Below are 16,115 nucleotides of genomic sequence, written 5' to 3'. Positions count from 1 at the left end.
AACCGACTATGCGCTACGCATACACGACATTCTGGTCAGCTTACAATACGCAGGCGTTAAAATGAACAGTCATTAAAGAATCGATGCAGACAGCCGTTAACTCGTGCGAAGCCCGCAATCCGGCCGCGTGGATACAATGAAGCCAACCTTCGACGGAAGACCGTTTGCCGCCCGACAACTCGCCTGCGTCAATAGCAGGCCTGACGGCTCAGCCTGCCCGGGGGACGCCATGAACGACGACCAGCAACATCAGACGCTCTATGCGCACTTCGGCACGAGCAGTCCGTGCTGGCGCCTGTCGAGCGATAGCAACGCGCTTGAACTGACCGCCGACACGGGGCCGGGCCCGGCCGACGTCGCGATCACCCTCACCGGCCAGCAGGCCGGGCAGATCCGCCGGCTCACTGGCATTACGTCGCACCTCACACTCGACATCAAACTGTTTGGCGAACCTTTGCGCCTGCATCTGGTTGGCAAGAAGCTCAACAGCAAGTCATGGGCCGGCACCGCATCCGCCTACGCCGATACCGAATCCGTTGCGCGAGACCTCGTGCACGGCCTCTCGTTTGCCGAGCACGTCGTGTCGGAGGTCAATTCCCTCGTCGTGATCGTCGACCAGAACGGCCGGATCCAGCGCTTCAACCGGCTCGCCGAAGAACTGTCCGGCATGAAGGAAGAAGATGTGATCGGCCGCAACGTCTGGACCCTCTTCATGTCGTCCGAAGACGGCGCGGCGTCGAGCTACAACATCAGCGGTTTCTTCAATCGCGGCGTGTCCTATGAAGTCGAACGGGTCGTCAAGACCGTTCACGGCGAACGCCTGTTCCTGTTTCGCAACAAGTTCGTGAAAAGCGGCAGCGGCGTCGACGAGCGCTTCCTGATCTGCGCAGGCACCGACATTACCGAAGAACGCCGTGCGCAGGCGCGCCTGTCGGAACTGGCGAATACCGATTCGCTCACCGGCCTGCCGAACCGCAATGCGATCCAGGACAAGATCCGCGCGGCGATCGAAGCGGCGGAAGAAGGCACCTCGGTCGGCATCCTGTTTCTCGATCTCGACAACTTCAAGAAAGTCAACGACCACTACGGCCACGTGTTCGGCGACCGGCTGATCAAGGATGTGTCCGCTGCGATCCATGGCTGTCTCGGCGAAAGCGAGACCATTGCACGCCTCGGCGGCGACGAATTCATCGTCCTCATGACCGGTGCGACGCGCGAGTTGCTCGAAGCCACCGCCGCGCGCATCCTCGAACGCCTGCGCAGACCGTTCAGCCTCGGACTGGTCGAGGTCTACACCGGCTGCTCGATCGGTATTTCGCTGTACCCCGAACACGGTGACAGCCTCGAATCGGTGATCCGCTCCGCCGACACCGCGATGTACGTCGCGAAGGACGAAGGCAAGCGCACCTGCCGCGTGTTCTCGCCGGAAATGGACCGCAAGGTTGCCGAGTACATGTGGCTCGACACCAACCTGCGGCGCGGGCTCGACGAAGGCCAGTTCACGCTCCACTACCAACCGAAGCTCGCGCTCGCCACGGGCACCGTAGAGGGTGTCGAAGCGCTGGTGCGCTGGAACTCGCCGGAGCGCGGCCAGATCCTGCCGACCGAGTTCATCCGTTACGCGGAAGAGTCGGGCCTGATCGGGCCGCTCGGCCGCTGGGTCATGCAGACCGCCGCATTGCAGGCCGCAGAATGGCAGCGGCAAGGGCTCGATCTGCGCGTCGCCATTAACGTGTCGGCTCGCCAGCTGGTCGACACGGCCGTCGTCCGGCATTTCAGCGAGGCGCTGCAGCGCGCGAATCTCGACACGTGCCTGATCGATCTGGAGCTGACCGAAAGCTGCCTGATCGAAGACGAAGCCGCCGCTATCGACCTCATCACGCAGTTCCGCGAACTCGGTGCCCAGGTGCACCTCGACGACTTCGGCACCGGCTACTCGTCACTCTCGCAGCTCGGCCGGATTCCGCTCGACGTAATCAAGCTGGATCGCAGTTTCGTGCGCTCGATCAACGCGGACGTGAAAGCTCAGGCGCTCGTGCGTTCGATGGTCGCGGTGGCGCAGGAACTGGATTTCAAGGTGGTCGCCGAAGGCATCGAGAACGAAACCGAAGAGCTCTTCATGAAAGGACTCGGAGTGGACTATGTACAAGGCTTCCTGTACGGCCGGCCTATGCCGGCTGCGCAATTCGAGCAGTGGCTGCGGGACCGGCAGAAGATCAGACTGCTTGCCTGATCTTCCGCAATTGCTGTTTTTCACGCTACTTCCACAACCACACCATCAGGCAACATTCATACTGGGCTCCGGGCTCGTACGCAGATTGGACGAGCGCCGGTTCTGCAGCATCACGAGGCGCTCCATATACGCGAGGTCTTTTTCCTCGATCGTGAAGGCCGACTCGACCCAGTCTTCCGTGATCTCCATCAGCTCCGCGCGCGACAGTTGCAGCACCCGCTGACGCGCACGCACCATCGCCCGGATGCCGTTCAGCTTCGGACGCATCGTGTCGATGAAAGTGCGCGTCGCGATGTACGCGTCGCCCGGTTCGAACAGTTGATCGACGAGCCCCCTCGATGCGTGCCATTCCGCCGTATGCGATTCGCCGCCTCCGATCAGTTCCTCGGCAAGCCGCATGCCCCCCTTGCGTGCGACGAGCGAATAACCGCCCATGCCCGGGAACAGATTGAACGCAATTTCAGGGAAGCCCATGCGCGCATCGTTCTGCGCCAGCAGAAAATGGTGCGCAAGCGCTGCTTCAAAGCCACCGCCCAGTGCCGTGCCCTCGACCATCGCAATCGAGATCGCGCCGGTATCGAAGCCACGCGCCGCGGCATGCACGCAATCGACGCATGAACGCGCATATGACATCAGTGCTTCACGCTTGCCCGTGCGGATAGCATCAGAGAAGAAGTCGAGATCGCCTCCGACGTTGTACATCGTCGGAATCAGCGAGCCCGTCACCCAGAAGTCGATCGGCAAACCGGACTCGCGTGCCGAACGCGCGAGCGCAAGGATGTCATGGACCACCTCAATGTTGAAACATGGCCGTGGCTGTGCACGCAACATCATCCACATGACATTGCGGCCTTCTTCGTAGTAAGCGGAAATTTGTGACAGATTGCCCGCTTCGAGAAACGGACGGCAGGCGTGATGGTGACGGAGATTCATTTTCGGTCCTTAACAAGTTTTTATACACAGGTAAAGCAATACGAGCCTAAAACAGACCTGAATTCCGTGGGGCGCGATTGGCAACAGAAAAATGCAAATCGCTATATGCGTTTTGCTCTTGAAGGTGTATGCGTTTTTGCAGTTGGTGGGCGGGTGCCGGGCGCGCAAACGATTGCGGACCGGGGCAGGGGGTCGGATGCGTGGGTTGCGGCGCTAGAGAGGCCGCTCAAGGAACGAATCGTGGGTCTACTCTGGAAGGCGATGGGGCTTGCTTCACACCAGCGATTACTTTTTATTCGATTTGCATAAGGAATCCGCGCGCTTTTTTTGCTCTGGTGTCTCCGCAATCGAAGCACTGAGTGTGATTTTTGATCATGGAGCATATCGAGCAAAAATTGCCGATCTCTAACCGCAAGGGGACAAGTCCGCACACGACCGTGCGTGCCCATGAAATGCGGCAGACCGGACTGATACAACTAATACAACTAATACAATTTAAACAACGATTCGAGCAGTCTCACGCAGCGAGCCGTGCGCAGCTGAAAGGCGCGTTTTTCAACAACGTTCACCTCACGCCATGACTCGACCGCGCCCCCCGGGACCACGCTTCGATGTCTGCCGCCGGCATGCCGGAGTCGCGCGCGGCGTCGAGGATCTGCTGCCACGTCGCAAGATCAACCGGCACGCCCTTCTCGCCGCGTTCAGCCCGCATCGCCAGTTCTGGTTCACCTGGCGCGTAGATGCGATCGGTCCCAGCCGCAAGTGGAGACGCCTTGACCCATTCGACGAACGCGTCCGCTTCGGCCCCGGCGTTGGGCGCATCGAGCGCCTTGGGATCGAGGATCACCGACAGCATGCAGTTGATGATCGCGCTGGTGTTCTGAAGCGAGCCGGAATGTGTCGTATAGCCGCCAGACAGAGCGCCACCGAATATCTCGCACATCGCCGCGAGCCCGAAGCCTTTGTGGCCGCCCATTGGCATCAATGAGCCGAAGGGCTCCTCCATCATCACCTTCGGTTCGATACTCGGACGCCCTTCGTGGTCGATCAATGTTCCAACCGGCGTGCGCTTACCCTGGTTATAGGCGACACGCGCCTTGCCGTAGGCGATCGCACTCGTCGCGAAATCGAGAACAAGTGGCGGCCTGCCGGTGCTGGGAAACGCCGCGCAAAACGGATTGGTGCCGATGCGCCGGTCAGCGCCTCCAAACGGAGCGACCAACGGATCGCCCGCCACGTTGACAAAATGGAAGGACACGAGCCCTGCCTTCGCGCATTGCTCAGCCCAGTGTCCGATGCGCCCAATGTGATGCGCTCCGCGCAGTCCGACCGCGCACAGGCCCAGCTTCGTTGCGCGCTCGATGCCGAGTTCCATCGCCTCGAAGGCCACAACCTGACCGAAGCCTTTGCCGCCTTCAACGGTCAGCACGGCGCCCGCATCCCGCACCACATCCGCATGCTGGTTCAGTTGCAGTTCGCCTTCGCGCAGCGATGCGACATAGCGCGGGATCATGCCCACGCCATGCGAGTCGTGCCCGGTCAGATTTGACGCGACGAGGTGATCGGCGACCAGTTCCGCCTCGCGCGGCGCGCTACCCGCCTGTTCCCAGATCGCCCGCACGAAGGCGTGAAGTTGACCGGCCGCGATGCGGAGGGACATTGACTGGGTAGCGTACTGGTCGTTCATGCGTCGGCTTGACTCGCAAAAAAGAGACGTGGGATGCGTGATGCACCAGGTTCGTCTGGACCTGACGTCATGCGCGCCGCTCAGGGCGCGGCGGCAATGACTTCCGCGACGGTCGCAGTGAGCTTCTTCGCATATGGAACGTGGAGGAATTCATTCGGCCCATGCGCGTTCGACTTCGGCCCGAGCACGCCGCACACCATGAACTGCGAACTCGGGAAACCCTCCTGCAACACGTTCATCAAGGGGATCGTACCGCCCTGCCCCATGTACGCACAGTCCGCGCCGTAGTGTTGCAGCGACGCGCCGTTGAGCGCCGACGCAAGCCACGGGGCAAGGTCGGGCGCGCTCCAGCCGGTTGCCGCGCCCGGATCCGGCTTGAACGTCACCTTCGCGTTGTACGGCGGATCGAATTCGAGCAGCGCCTTTAGTTTGGCGACAGCCTTCACCGCGTCGATCAGCGGAGGCAGCCGCAGCGAAAGCTTGAACGCGGTGCGCGGTCGCAGCACGTTGCCCGCATCGGCAAGCGAAGGCAGACCCGATGCACCCGTGACAGACAGCGACGGACGCCATGTCGAATTCAGCAGCGCCTCTTGGGGATCCGTCGTCGTAGGCAATACCTGACGGCCATCCTGGCCGCACGCCCACGGCAATTTTTTCCATACGTCGTCGCCCATGATGTGGGCTGTGGCCCCGGCTTCGAGCAGGCGGTTCGGCGGAATCGGGCAATGAAAACCCTTCGGCAGCAGATTGCCTGTCGAAGCATCTTCGAGCCGCTCGAACAGTTGCCGCATGATGCGGAAGCTCGACGGCGCAATGCCACCGTATCCGCCCGAGTGAATGCCTTCGTCGAGCACCTGCACTTCGAGGTCGCCCGCGACGAGGCCGCGCAACGACGTGGTGAGCCAGAGCTGGTCATAGTTACCGGCGCCCGAATCGAGGCAGACGACCAGTCCGACCTTGCCGAGGCGGTCACGCAATGCGTCGACATAGGGCAGCAGATCGTAGCTGCCGGACTCCTCGCAGGTTTCGATGATGCCGACGCAGCGCGGGCGTTCGATGCCCTGTGCGTCGAGCGCCGCCAGCGCGGTGAGGCTCGCGTAGATTGCGTAGCCATCGTCCGCGCCGCCACGGCCGTAGAGCTTGCCGTCTTCGAACTTCGGCGTCCACGGCCCGAGGTCGTTGCGCCAGCCTGCAAATTCCGGCTGCTTGTCGAGGTGCCCATACAGCACGATCGTGTCGGTGCTGTTTGAACGCGTTGCCGGCGTTTCGAAGAAAATCACCGGCGTGCGGCCCGGGAGGCGAACGATTTCAAGTTTCAGACCGCGCACGGGTTGTTGCTCTGCCCATTGCGCCGCGTCGGTTACCACGCGCTCGATGAAGCCGTGTTCCGCCCAGTCGGGATCGAAAGCGGGGCTCTTCGCGGGCACCGCAATATAGTCAGTGAGCGCCGGTACGATCTCGTCGTTCCACTTGCGGTCGACGAATTCACGAAGCGCATCGTGATTAATCTGTTGAGCGTGCTGGGCGGTGTCGTCAGAGATCATGGTGGCGGGTCCATTACGTTCAAAACGACAATGATAGACCCGTTCAGGAACGCCCGGCACTGGCCGGATGGCCGACTGGCGTCAAACGGGAAGCTGCGCGATTCTTTCATTCGAGCGACAATCGGACGATACGCCCTACGCCCTACGCCATCAGGAGCCTCTCATGGGTGGCAACATCGTGGTTCAGGTCATCGCGGCGGGGCTCGCACTCGCGCTCTACTTCCTGCCGTCGATTCTTGCGGACCGGCGCAAGCGCCACGACCTTCTGGTTATCGCGCTCTTCAACGCCTGCCTCGGCTGGACGGTATTCGGCTGGCTGCTCGCGTTGTTCTGGGCGCTGCAACCCGATCCGCCCGGGAACGTTGCAGGCGAAGTCGTCGCGAACCGCCGCAACGTCGTGCTTCGCGTATTCTCGACGCAGCTTGCCGCACGCGTGCGGGCGCGCGCCACACGCAATGCAGCGCGCGAAGAGAGCGAAAGACCCAGGAAATGAAACGTGCAACTGACAGGAGAATCGTGCGATGCAGGTGACGCCCTTCGAGATCACCGTACCCGACACACAGCTCGTCGCGCTCAGCGCGCGTCTGAAGCATACGCGCTGGCCCGATCACTATGACGGCGCACCCTGGGCGCTCGGCGTCGATCCTGCCTATCTTCGCGAACTGGCCGACTACTGGGCGACGGGTTACGACTGGCGCGCCGCGGAGCGACGGCTAAACCGCGAGCCGCAATTCATGGCGCGGGTCGGCGGGCTGAATATGCACTTCCTGCATCGCCATGGCGTCGGGCCGCGGCCCTACCCGCTCGTCATCACGCACGGCTGGCCCGGGTCGTTCATCGAATTCCTGGACCTGCTGCCTCATCTGTGCGATCCGGCGTCGGTCGGCGCGGACCCGTCCGATGCGTTCGATGTCGTTGTGCCCTCGCTGCCCGGCTTCGGTTTTTCGGAGCGCCCCGTGAAGTCCGGCATCTCTGCCTTTGCGACCGCCGACCTATGGGTCGAATTGATGCGCGGGCTCGGATACGAGCATTTCGGCGCGCAAGGCGGCGATCTCGGCGCTGCGGTTTCGATCGCCCTTGCGTACCGGCATCCGCAACAAGTCGACGGCCTGCACCTGAATTATCTGCCGGGTTCGTACGAGCCGCCACTCACCATGGACGATCCGCCCGTCTCGGGAAAGGAGCAGGCGTTCCTTGATGCAAAGGCGGCTTGGACCGCACTCGAAGGCGGTTACGCGCACGTGCACAGCACAAAGCCGCAAACGCTCGCCACGGCGCTGAACGATTCGCCTGCTGGTCTCGCCGCCTGGCTCGTCGAGAAATTCCGTGCGTGGAGCGATTGCAATGGCGACGTCGAGAGCAAGTTCTCGAAGGACGAACTGCTGACGAACCTGTCGCTCTACTGGCATACGCAAACCATCGGTTCGTCAATGCGCTTCTATTGGGAGATGCGTCAGCAGCCGCTGCGTTTTGCAACCGGCCAGCGCGTGCGCCCGCCGCTCGGCTTTGCACGTTTTCCGAAGGAGATCAGCCGGCCGCCGCGGTCGTGGATCGAACGCGTGTTCGAGGTGGCGCAATGGGCCGACATGCCGCGCGGCGGCCACTTTGCCGCGATGGAACAACCGGCCTTGCTCGCCGAAGAAATCCGCCGCTTCTTCCGGCCGCTGCGCCGCTGACATGGACGCCGGGTGCGCGTCTTCCTGCGCCGTGGATATAATCACCCGGTCCGCGTAACTGGCGCTGAAGATGGAAACACCATCGGGGAACGTGGACCGCGAGCCCGCTCGCGTTGCGCCGCGCGCCTGGGCATTGCCTGATCAACCTGGATCAACCTCTACGGAACCCTGCAATGCCGCACACTTCCAGTCTGCTGACCTTCGCACTCGTCGCGCTCGGGATGGCGCTCACGCCAGGCCCGAACATGATCTATCTGATTTCCCGCTCTATCTGCCAGGGGCGCACCGCCGGTCTGATTTCTCTTGGCGGCGTCGCGCTCGGCTTCCTGTTCTATATGCTGTCCGCAGCGTTCGGAATCACGGCGCTGCTGCTGGCAGTGCCATTCGCTTATGACACGTTGCGCTTTGGCGGCGCATTGTATCTGCTCTGGCTTGCATGGCAGGCCGTGAAGCCCGGCGGCCGCTCGCCGTTCCAGGTGCGCGACCTGCCCGCCGACAGTCCGCGCAAGCTGTTTACGATGGGCTTTGTCACCAACCTGCTGAATCCGAAGATCGCGGTGCTGTATCTGTCGCTGCTGCCGCAATTCATCGATCCGGAGCACGGCAGTGTGCTCGGTCAATCGCTGACACTTGGGGTCGTGCAGGTCGCGCTCAGTCTGACGATCAATTCGATCGTTGCGGTGACGGCAGGGTCGATCGCCACATTCCTTGCCAGGCGTCCGACATGGGTCGTCATCCAGCGCTGGTTGATGGGCACCGTGCTCGCCGGCCTCGCCGTGCGGATGGCGACCGAGGCGCGTCGTTAGTCTGCGATTGCCGGAGATTGAGTGCCGCGTGCCATGGTGCAGCGGCCGCATCTAAAGCGCGGATTTACCGCGGCTGTGTCAATGCAGCCGTGCTGCAGAACTGAAGCGGAGCGTGAACCCTGGTGTCACGCGCGTCCGGAATATCCGAAGCGGGCGAATTTCTGCAACTGCACCGAGCCCGCCGGAATGGAGCGCGGTTCGAGCCGCACCCTGTCTGGCTCGAACAGTTCCTGGCGCAGTTCGCCATCATCGTCGAACCACTGGCACACGAGCCAGTCGCCTTCGACCAACGCGACGGGACCGACGTGCGTCACCGTCATGCGTGGGCCGCCTGACCTCAGCGTCACCACGTCGCCAACGCTGAATGAGGCGGTTTGCGGCGTGTCAGATGTGTCGAAGGTAGCGGTCAGCATGGGATCCCCGGTACGAAAGCATCATTGCGCCCCTGCTGTCCCTGGCCGCGGCTTGCGCCGTTATGGCAACAACCGCGCGGCAAGACAGACTATCCGTCAGCCTCAAAAAATGGGCTAACAACACAGTTGACAGCGAGGTCGGAAACGCCCGAACCAGAAAACCGGTGAATGCCGATGATGAAAACCAGGAAGCGACCGACTGCCAGGGATAACCCACATTTCGACCGCAAAACTGTTTATCGCCGGACTCACAACCACCGGATAGGCGAGCGATTTAAAAGACGAGTCAAGATTAACAATTGAATTTATTTGAAGCAAGTGATTTTTAAAGATACGGTTTTATTGCTGCGTGGATTAGCCCTCCGCCACGCCCCAGACCTGTGACGCACCGCCGCACGGCTTATCTGTCTAGCACCGCCAGAATAAAAACAAACCACCTGGTTACTTTTTAAAGTCGTAAAACACACTACCGCCATTTGTCAGACATGCGAAACCAGACGGCCATGAAATCGATATTATTTTGAATAGATACCCTCTTTTTCATCACCCATAAATACATGGTGCATCAATGATCGCAGCAAACCGCCATTATTTGATTAGATGAAACGCTGAAAACGTTTCCGCATTGCAGTATTCGCGGAGGAACACTGCAACACGCCCGTTAGCGATCGGGCTGGGCTCGCTGCAGCACAGCACGCTGATGTCTCACCAGCAGCACGCTCAAACCAATGCAAGCGACCAGCAACGCCGCGGTGATGCCGATACAGAACTGGAAGGCCTGGGCGTATGCCTCTGGCGTCGCGCGCTGGCCCAGAACACCGAAGAACGCGCCGCTGATCGCGGCCGTGCCGAACGCGGCGCCTATCTGCAGCGTCGACGAGACGACGCCCGATGCCAACCCGGCCTTCTCCGGCACGACTTCGGCGAGCACGATGCGCATGAGCGAAGGCAGCACGAGACCGTGTCCGATGCCGGCGCACACGAGGCTCACGTAAAAGATCAGATCGGGCAAGGCGCTCTGGCCAGCGGCCCATGTCGTCACAGAAAAACCGACCGCCAGCATCGAGAACCCGAGCGTCAGGACGTGGGCACCGATATGCCGCACGACAACCGGCGACAGCAACGGACCGACGATGAAACCCGCCGCGAACGGCATGATGGCGATGCCCGACTCGAGCGGTGTCCAGCGCAGGCCGGTTTGCAGATAGATACCGTAAGTCAGGAAAAATGCGCTTTCACAATAGAACAGGAATGCGAGCACCAGGCCGATCGCAAAAGCCGGGTTGCGGAACAACTGGAGATCGACGAGCGGGTGGCCGCCTGCGCGCTCGATCCCGCGTTCCGTCGCGATGAATAACGCCAGCACGGGCAGGCTAAGCGCGAACATCATGAACGTCCATGCGGGCCAGCCGGCTTCCCGCCCGTGAGTCATCGGATAGATGATCAGCAACAGCAGCAGCGACAGCAGCGCGACCCCCTTCAAGTCGACACCCGTGCGAACAGCCGGCTGACTTTCCGGCACGAACTTCCACGTTCCGAAGAACGCAACCAGCCCAACCGGGATGTTGATCAAAAAGATGATTCGCCAGTCGAGGCCGAACGGATGGTAAGTGATCAGGGCGCCGCCGCCGAGCTGGCCCGCGATCGACGAGAGTCCGAACACAAAGCCGTAGAAGCTCATCACTTTGGTCTGCTGGTGCGCCGGAACGACGGCCCGGATCGTGGCGAGCACCTGTGGCGCCATCACGGCCGCCGCAATCCCCTGAACGATCCGGGAGAGCACGAGCGCGTGGCCGCTCGTCGCGAAGCCGCACAACGCCGACGCGATCACAAACCCCGCCATGCCGGCCATGAACATCCGCTTGCGGCCGAACAGGTCGCCAAGCCGTCCGCCCGTAATCAGCAAAACCGCGTAGGCCGACGCGTACGCCGAGACAATCAGTTGCAGCTGCGCGTCGGTGGCGCCAAGGCCGGCATGAATCGATGGCAGCGCCAGGTTAACGATGAAGTAATCGAGTGGCGCCAGAAACGCGCCGATGAAGAGCACGGCCAGCGCGAGTCCCTGGCGCTCGAAACGCTGGGGAGACGCGGCAGGCGGCGCGCCTGCCACGAACGGGCTGGTTGCTGACTCTGTCATACCCACTCTGGCGGACTTCAGGCATTCACTATTCATGACTGATCGTTCAACAATTATCCAAAAAAATTTCAGACCAACGCGCGCATCGCCAGATCGACGATGGCGCTCAGCTGAGCTTCGTCCCGCGGCACTTTGCCGAGTACACGCAAGCCTTGCGTGATACACAGCAGAAAATCGCCGACGGCTTTTTCATCGAGACTGGAACTGAATGCGCCACTGGCCTGCCCGCGGATGACCGCGGCTGCCAGCAAGGTGGCGGTACGGCGCTGGATCGATTCGATGCGTGCACGTAGCACCTCATCGCCCGGCAGCATTTCAAGGGTGGCGTTCGTGATGAAGCAGCCACGTTGTCCGCTCAGCGCCGAAGCGGCCCGGGCGTAGTGCATCAGTGCGTTACGCAATGCCTCTTCCGGCGGAACGTTGGCATTGAGGCGCTCGACGAGCCGCGCAACCGAACCATCTGCGTAATGATCCAGCGCCGCCAGCATGATGCTGTGCTTGTCGCCGAATACACCGTACAGGCTGCCGCGCAGCACGCCGGTGGCCTTGCAAAGGTCATCGATCGAGGTGGCGTGATAGCCGTGCTTCCAGAACACCTCGCTCGCGTTCGCCAGCACGGTTTCCGTATCGAACTCGCGTGGGCGGCCGCGGGCAGCGGCAGATTTTTTCGAAGCGGCGGGCTTGTCCATTGATCGATATTATGACCAATCGTTCAAGAATTCAAGCCCGCTTTTTGACGTGAGGCAAAAGAGCTGGCACCTGCCCCACGTCTGCGACGCTTTCGCGAACAGTCGACCTGACAGGTACGACTGGCCGCGCTCAGGTTTCGAGCTTCGCCTCCATCGTGATGGTGGCGTTCAGCACCTTCGATACCGGGCAACCTGCTTTGGCGTCGGCAGTGGCCTTGTCGAATGCGGCCTTGTCGCCGCCCGGAATCTTGACGTTCACGTCGAGATGAACCGCCGTAATTGCGAAGCCGCCATCGGACTTGTCGAGCGTGACCGTGGCGGTCGTGCCGATGCGTTCGGGCTTGATGCCGGCCTTCCCCAATTCGGCCGAGAGCGCCATGGAGAAGCAGCCCGCGTGCGCCGCTGCGATCAGTTCTTCAGGGTTCGTGCCGATGCCGCTTTCGAAGCGCGTTGCAAACGAATACTGGGTGTCCTTGAGTACGCCGCTATCGGTGGAGATCGAGCCTTTGCCGTCCTGCAGGCCACCTTGCCAGACTGCTGATGCCTTACGCTTCATCGTCTTCTCCTGTTGTGCCCTGTCTGCGCAGCCGTGATGCCGCCTTCATGCCGGGTGCAACGGTCTCGCCCGAGAGGTTTGCGGTTCGGCATGCGTCACGTGCGCCGCGCTTCGCGACAGGCGCGGGCGTGGACCGGCTTTCATCATAGGCTGTTCGCAGTGTCAGCGCAGTGAAGGTGAGGTGAAAGGCCAGGGCAGATGCCGTTGCATACTCCGCCTGCCATGCCGCGCTTTCGAACCCACCAGCTATTTCATCAAAATTCGCAATAATTCATATCTAAAATCGTGATTTATCACCCATGAGACGAGGAATAAACTTGATTCAACGGTTCAGGCAAGGCGATTAAGCCGCAAAGAACCAATAATCAAACCTCGGAGGTTGTCATGAAGTCAGTTCTTTCCGCAGCACTCATTGCATCGGTTCTCGCTATTCCGGCGGTCTCGTTCGCGCAGCAATCGAATGGCCCGGTGACCCGCGCCCAGGTTCGCGCCGAGGTTGTCGAAGCGCAAAAGGCCGGCCTGCTTAACCAGAACGACACGACTTACCCGAAGCTGTACGCGGCGCAAACCTCAACCCCGGACTCGGTTACGCCGCGACAAGCCGAAGCAGTCGGTGGCGTGAACACCGGGACGTTGCAAGCGGGTGCCCGCCCGACAGTCGAAAACCCGATCTTCTCGACCTATCGCGGGCAGTAAGTCCAGGCGTAGGTTCAAGCAGCAAAGCATCAGACTCAAGAGAAACGCCCCGGCTGGCAGCGCCAGTCGGGGCGTTTTTCATGTGATTTTCGGGCGCGCAGAGCGTTGGTGCACTCACCCCACAGCAGACATTATCGGTCACTTAAGACCTCTTATATCGCTTAAAGGTCACATATGAATCCATAAAATGAACCGCACTGGCATCACCGCGTTCCTTGATCTATAATCGGTCACATGAAACTCGAAAACGCCCCTAATGAGTCATTTAAGGCCTCGATCAGCGAGCGGCTACCGCTCCCCGTTCGCCGGGGCCTCGAGAAACTCGGGCACGATATCTCGTTGGCGCGTCGCCGCCGCCACATTTCCACCCAGTCGATGGCTGAGCGGCTCAATGTGTCGCTCAAGACCTTGCAGCGACTGGAAAAAGGCGACCCGACGGTGGCAGTCGGAACCATTGCAACGGCGATCTTCGTTCTGAACGAACTCGACCGCCTTGCAAACCTGCTGGACACGGCCAGGGACGACGTCGGCCTGGGCCTGATGGATCAGGCGGTCCCCAAGCGGATTCGCCGCCGGAAAGATACCTCGCCAGCCGGGGTAATCTGATGGCGCCGCCCGTCGAGCGTGTCGTGCGCGTGGCGCTAGGGGCATCTGCGCTGCCACTCGGTCAGTTGGCCTACGCGAGACAAGGGGCTCGCGAGAGTTCGGCATTCGCCTACGCGCCTAGCTGGCTGCAAAACAAAAGCAGCTTCAACATCTCACCCGATCTCGCGTTGACGACGGAACGCCAGTTCCGCAAGGCGTCGACCAGAAGCGATTCAGTGTTTCACTTCGCTTTTGCGGATACCGAGCCTGATGGCTGGGGTTGCCGGGTTATTGCACGCGACCATGCGAAGCGGCGCAAGCTGGCACTCGACCAAGGCGTATCGTTCGTCGGCGGTGCGCTGACGGAGATGGACTACCTTCTGGGTGTGGACGACGAAAGTCGTATCGGCGCGATCCGTTTCGCAGACGACCACGGCGGATTCCTGCGCACGATGGAAGACGGCGGTCGTCGCGCGCCTCCCCTGCTCGAGTTGTCGCAATTGCTGGGGGCGTCCCAGGCGATCGAACGCGGCACGGAAACCGAGGCTGACCTGCGCTATCTGCGTGGCCGCGGCACATCGCTCGGCGGCATGCGGCCCAAATGCACGATCATCGACGACGATGGCCATCTCGCGATAGGCAAATTCCCCAGCATCAGCGATGAACGCGCCGTCACGCGGGCAGAAGTGATGGCGCTACGTCTCGCACGCAAGGCCGGTATCGAGGCCTCCGACGCACGCATCGTACTTTCCGACGGAATCCCGGTTGCGCTCGTGCGCCGCTTCGACCGCCACAATGGAGGACGGATTCCGTACCTGTCGGCGGCATCGATGCTGCAGGCGTCGCGCGAGGAAGACCACGCCTACACCGAGATCGCGGAGCGCATTCTTGTCGTGAGCGATACCCCCCGGCGCGATCTCGCTGAGCTGTGGCGTCGCATCGTGTTCAGCATACTGATCACCAATGTCGACGATCATTTGCAAAATCATGGTTTCCTGCACGTTGGCCACGGCCAGTGGCGTCTTGCCCCGGCCTTCGACATCAATCCGATGCCCGACAAGGATCGGGAACTCAAGACGTGGCTGACCGAAGATTCGGGGCCGAGCGGCTCCATCGAAGAAGCGCTCGGCGCTGCCCGGCATTTTCATTTGACGCGTCCGGAAGCGCTCGACGTACTGGCATCTGTGTACCGTGCAGTATTGAACTGGCGTGATGATGCGCGCACGCCGCACGTGGGCATGACGGCGCGCGAAGTCGCCGAGTTCGAGCCGGCATTTGAACATGCGGAACTCGCTGCAGCAAAACGGCTGGTGGAAGGTGGCCGATAACATCCGCCTGCTCTCTACCTCACGCGCGTGGGAGCCGCGTGCATGCACGTTAAGCAGGCACCTGTCGCTACTCCGCAAACGGCAACGTCTCCTGCCCCTCTGCTCGCATGCCGAACACGTTCAGCGTCATCGCAACGAGCGCGTAATAACCAAGCAGTGCGACGAGATTGATCGTCACTCCATGCCCAAAGCGCGCGACCGTTTTCGCATACGTCGCGTCCGACACGCGTTTCTCGTCGTAAAGCTCGCTTGCGAAATCGAAGATCAATGCATCGTCGGGATCGGCCATGGACGGCCGCTGGCCCTGGCGGATGGCTTCAGCCACCGCTTCCGGCACGCCGGCCTTCAGCGCGATCGGATAGTGGATGTACCACTCTGCCTGAGCCTGCCAGCGCTGAGCCGTCACGAGGATCGCCAGTTCCGAAAGACGCAGCGGCAAGCCCGTCTCATAGCGGCAGAACGCACCCAGCCGCTGCGCGTGCTGCGCGAGTTCCGGGCTGTGAATCCAGCCGAGGAAAGGCCCGTTCAGATTGCCGCGCGGCCCCGACAGGATCTCGTCCAGCACGGCTTTCTGTTCCGGCGTCGCTTGCGACGGGTCGAAGGGAGGTAAACGATCGGTCACTGCCAGGCTCCTCGTAACGGTTCAACGCGCATCGCGGTGCGATCGACGTGGCCCCGACGTATCCGCGATGCTTGCCCATCAACCTGCCGATGTCACACCCGCTTCAGATAGACGGCAGCGCCTGCGGTTGAACACTGCCGCACCATCAACACGCGATGCACATTTATACATTACAACAACATATGTTGTCAAAAATGGATGCGGCACGCA

16 protein-coding genes and 1 riboswitch are annotated in these 16,115 nt (G+C 61.3%); of the genes, 8 read left to right on the top strand and 8 right to left on the bottom strand.

Translation table 11 applies throughout. The annotated features are described in order from the left end of the window. Positions 1 to 229: 229 nt before the first annotated feature. Positions 230 to 2,233, top strand: a complete 2,004-nt coding sequence (gene pdeR / locus B0G77_RS37640; protein WP_133666789.1) for a cyclic di-GMP phosphodiesterase — start codon at positions 230 to 232, stop codon at positions 2,231 to 2,233. A gap of 45 nt (positions 2,234 to 2,278) precedes the next feature. Here the strand turns inward: pdeR and B0G77_RS37635 are convergent, their stop codons facing one another. Then, the gene (locus tag B0G77_RS37635) at positions 2,279 to 3,166 is read right to left on the bottom strand and encodes a crotonase/enoyl-CoA hydratase family protein (RefSeq protein WP_133666788.1); all 888 of its coding nucleotides are present in this window, start codon (positions 3,164 to 3,166) and stop codon (positions 2,279 to 2,281) included. On the opposite strand from B0G77_RS37635, the gene B0G77_RS37630 reads away from it, so the two are divergent. Further along, complete coding sequence (locus B0G77_RS37630) at positions 3,149 to 3,475, top strand: hypothetical protein (protein ID WP_133666787.1); 327 nt, start codon at positions 3,149 to 3,151, stop codon at positions 3,473 to 3,475. The genes B0G77_RS37635 and B0G77_RS37630 overlap by 18 nt on opposite strands. Before the next feature lie 256 nt (positions 3,476 to 3,731). On the opposite strand, the gene B0G77_RS37625 is transcribed toward B0G77_RS37630, so the two are convergent. Then, a complete protein-coding gene (locus tag B0G77_RS37625) occupies positions 3,732 to 4,853 on the bottom strand; it encodes a malate/lactate/ureidoglycolate dehydrogenase (RefSeq protein WP_133666786.1) in 1,122 nt (373 codons plus the stop codon). Between the two features lie 80 nt (positions 4,854 to 4,933). Further along, positions 4,934 to 6,397: a M20 family metallopeptidase gene (locus B0G77_RS37620; RefSeq protein WP_133666785.1), complete on the bottom strand. Its 1,464-nt coding sequence runs from the start codon at positions 6,395 to 6,397 to the stop codon at positions 4,934 to 4,936. A 163-nt stretch (positions 6,398 to 6,560) separates the two neighbouring features. On the opposite strand from B0G77_RS37620, the gene B0G77_RS37615 reads away from it, so the two are divergent. From B0G77_RS37615 to B0G77_RS37605, 3 genes are all read left to right on the top strand, one after another. Then, positions 6,561 to 6,890, top strand: coding sequence for a superinfection immunity protein (locus tag B0G77_RS37615; RefSeq protein ID WP_133666784.1), 330 nt, complete (start codon positions 6,561 to 6,563; stop codon positions 6,888 to 6,890). Between the two features lie 28 nt (positions 6,891 to 6,918). Further along, entirely contained in the window at positions 6,919 to 8,073 is a 1,155-nt protein-coding gene (locus B0G77_RS37610; protein ID WP_133666783.1) for an epoxide hydrolase family protein, read from the top strand. A 44-nt stretch (positions 8,074 to 8,117) separates the two neighbouring features. After that, positions 8,118 to 8,212: riboswitch (ZMP/ZTP riboswitch) on the top strand. A gap of 34 nt (positions 8,213 to 8,246) precedes the next feature. Continuing rightward, positions 8,247 to 8,879: a LysE family translocator gene (locus B0G77_RS37605; protein ID WP_133666782.1), complete on the top strand. Its 633-nt coding sequence runs from the start codon at positions 8,247 to 8,249 to the stop codon at positions 8,877 to 8,879. 125 nt (positions 8,880 to 9,004) lie between these two features. On the opposite strand, the gene B0G77_RS37600 is transcribed toward B0G77_RS37605, so the two are convergent. The 4 genes from B0G77_RS37600 to B0G77_RS37585 form a co-directional block, all read right to left on the bottom strand. Further along, positions 9,005 to 9,292: a YodC family protein gene (locus tag B0G77_RS37600; RefSeq protein WP_133666781.1), complete on the bottom strand. Its 288-nt coding sequence runs from the start codon at positions 9,290 to 9,292 to the stop codon at positions 9,005 to 9,007. A gap of 661 nt (positions 9,293 to 9,953) precedes the next feature. After that, positions 9,954 to 11,429 carry an MFS transporter gene (locus tag B0G77_RS37595; protein ID WP_243751374.1) on the bottom strand — a complete coding sequence of 492 codons (1,476 nt, stop codon included), beginning with the start codon at positions 11,427 to 11,429 and terminating at the stop codon, positions 9,954 to 9,956. Positions 11,430 to 11,497: 68 nt separating this feature from the next. Continuing rightward, positions 11,498 to 12,118 carry a TetR/AcrR family transcriptional regulator gene (locus tag B0G77_RS37590; RefSeq protein WP_133666779.1) on the bottom strand — a complete coding sequence of 207 codons (621 nt, stop codon included), beginning with the start codon at positions 12,116 to 12,118 and terminating at the stop codon, positions 11,498 to 11,500. Between the two features lie 130 nt (positions 12,119 to 12,248). Beyond that, positions 12,249 to 12,674 carry an OsmC family protein gene (locus B0G77_RS37585; RefSeq protein WP_133666778.1) on the bottom strand — a complete coding sequence of 142 codons (426 nt, stop codon included), beginning with the start codon at positions 12,672 to 12,674 and terminating at the stop codon, positions 12,249 to 12,251. Between the two features lie 384 nt (positions 12,675 to 13,058). Between B0G77_RS37585 and B0G77_RS37580 the strand changes: the two genes are divergently transcribed. The 3 genes from B0G77_RS37580 to B0G77_RS37570 all read left to right on the top strand — a co-directional run bounded on the left by B0G77_RS37580 (position 13,059) and on the right by B0G77_RS37570 (position 15,283). After that, a complete protein-coding gene (locus B0G77_RS37580; protein WP_133666777.1) occupies positions 13,059 to 13,370 on the top strand; it encodes a DUF4148 domain-containing protein in 312 nt (103 codons plus the stop codon). Positions 13,371 to 13,604: 234 nt separating this feature from the next. Continuing rightward, positions 13,605 to 13,976 (top strand): helix-turn-helix transcriptional regulator, encoded by a 372-nt coding sequence (locus B0G77_RS37575; protein WP_133666776.1) that lies wholly within the window; start codon positions 13,605 to 13,607, stop codon positions 13,974 to 13,976. Continuing rightward, positions 13,976 to 15,283, top strand: coding sequence for a HipA domain-containing protein (locus B0G77_RS37570; protein ID WP_133666775.1), 1,308 nt, complete (start codon positions 13,976 to 13,978; stop codon positions 15,281 to 15,283). The genes B0G77_RS37575 and B0G77_RS37570 overlap by 1 nt, the downstream gene beginning before the upstream one ends. A gap of 67 nt (positions 15,284 to 15,350) precedes the next feature. Here the strand turns inward: B0G77_RS37570 and B0G77_RS37565 are convergent, their stop codons facing one another. Then, positions 15,351 to 15,905 carry a carboxymuconolactone decarboxylase family protein gene (locus B0G77_RS37565; RefSeq protein WP_133666774.1) on the bottom strand — a complete coding sequence of 185 codons (555 nt, stop codon included), beginning with the start codon at positions 15,903 to 15,905 and terminating at the stop codon, positions 15,351 to 15,353. Between the last annotated feature and the right edge of the window lie 210 nt (positions 15,906 to 16,115).

It is taken from the genome of Paraburkholderia sp. BL10I2N1, assembly GCF_004361815.1.
GTDB lineage: Bacteria > Pseudomonadota > Gammaproteobacteria > Burkholderiales > Burkholderiaceae > Paraburkholderia.
The sequence above is the reverse complement of the archived record's forward strand: the minus strand, read 5'-3'. Positions and strand labels throughout refer to the sequence as shown.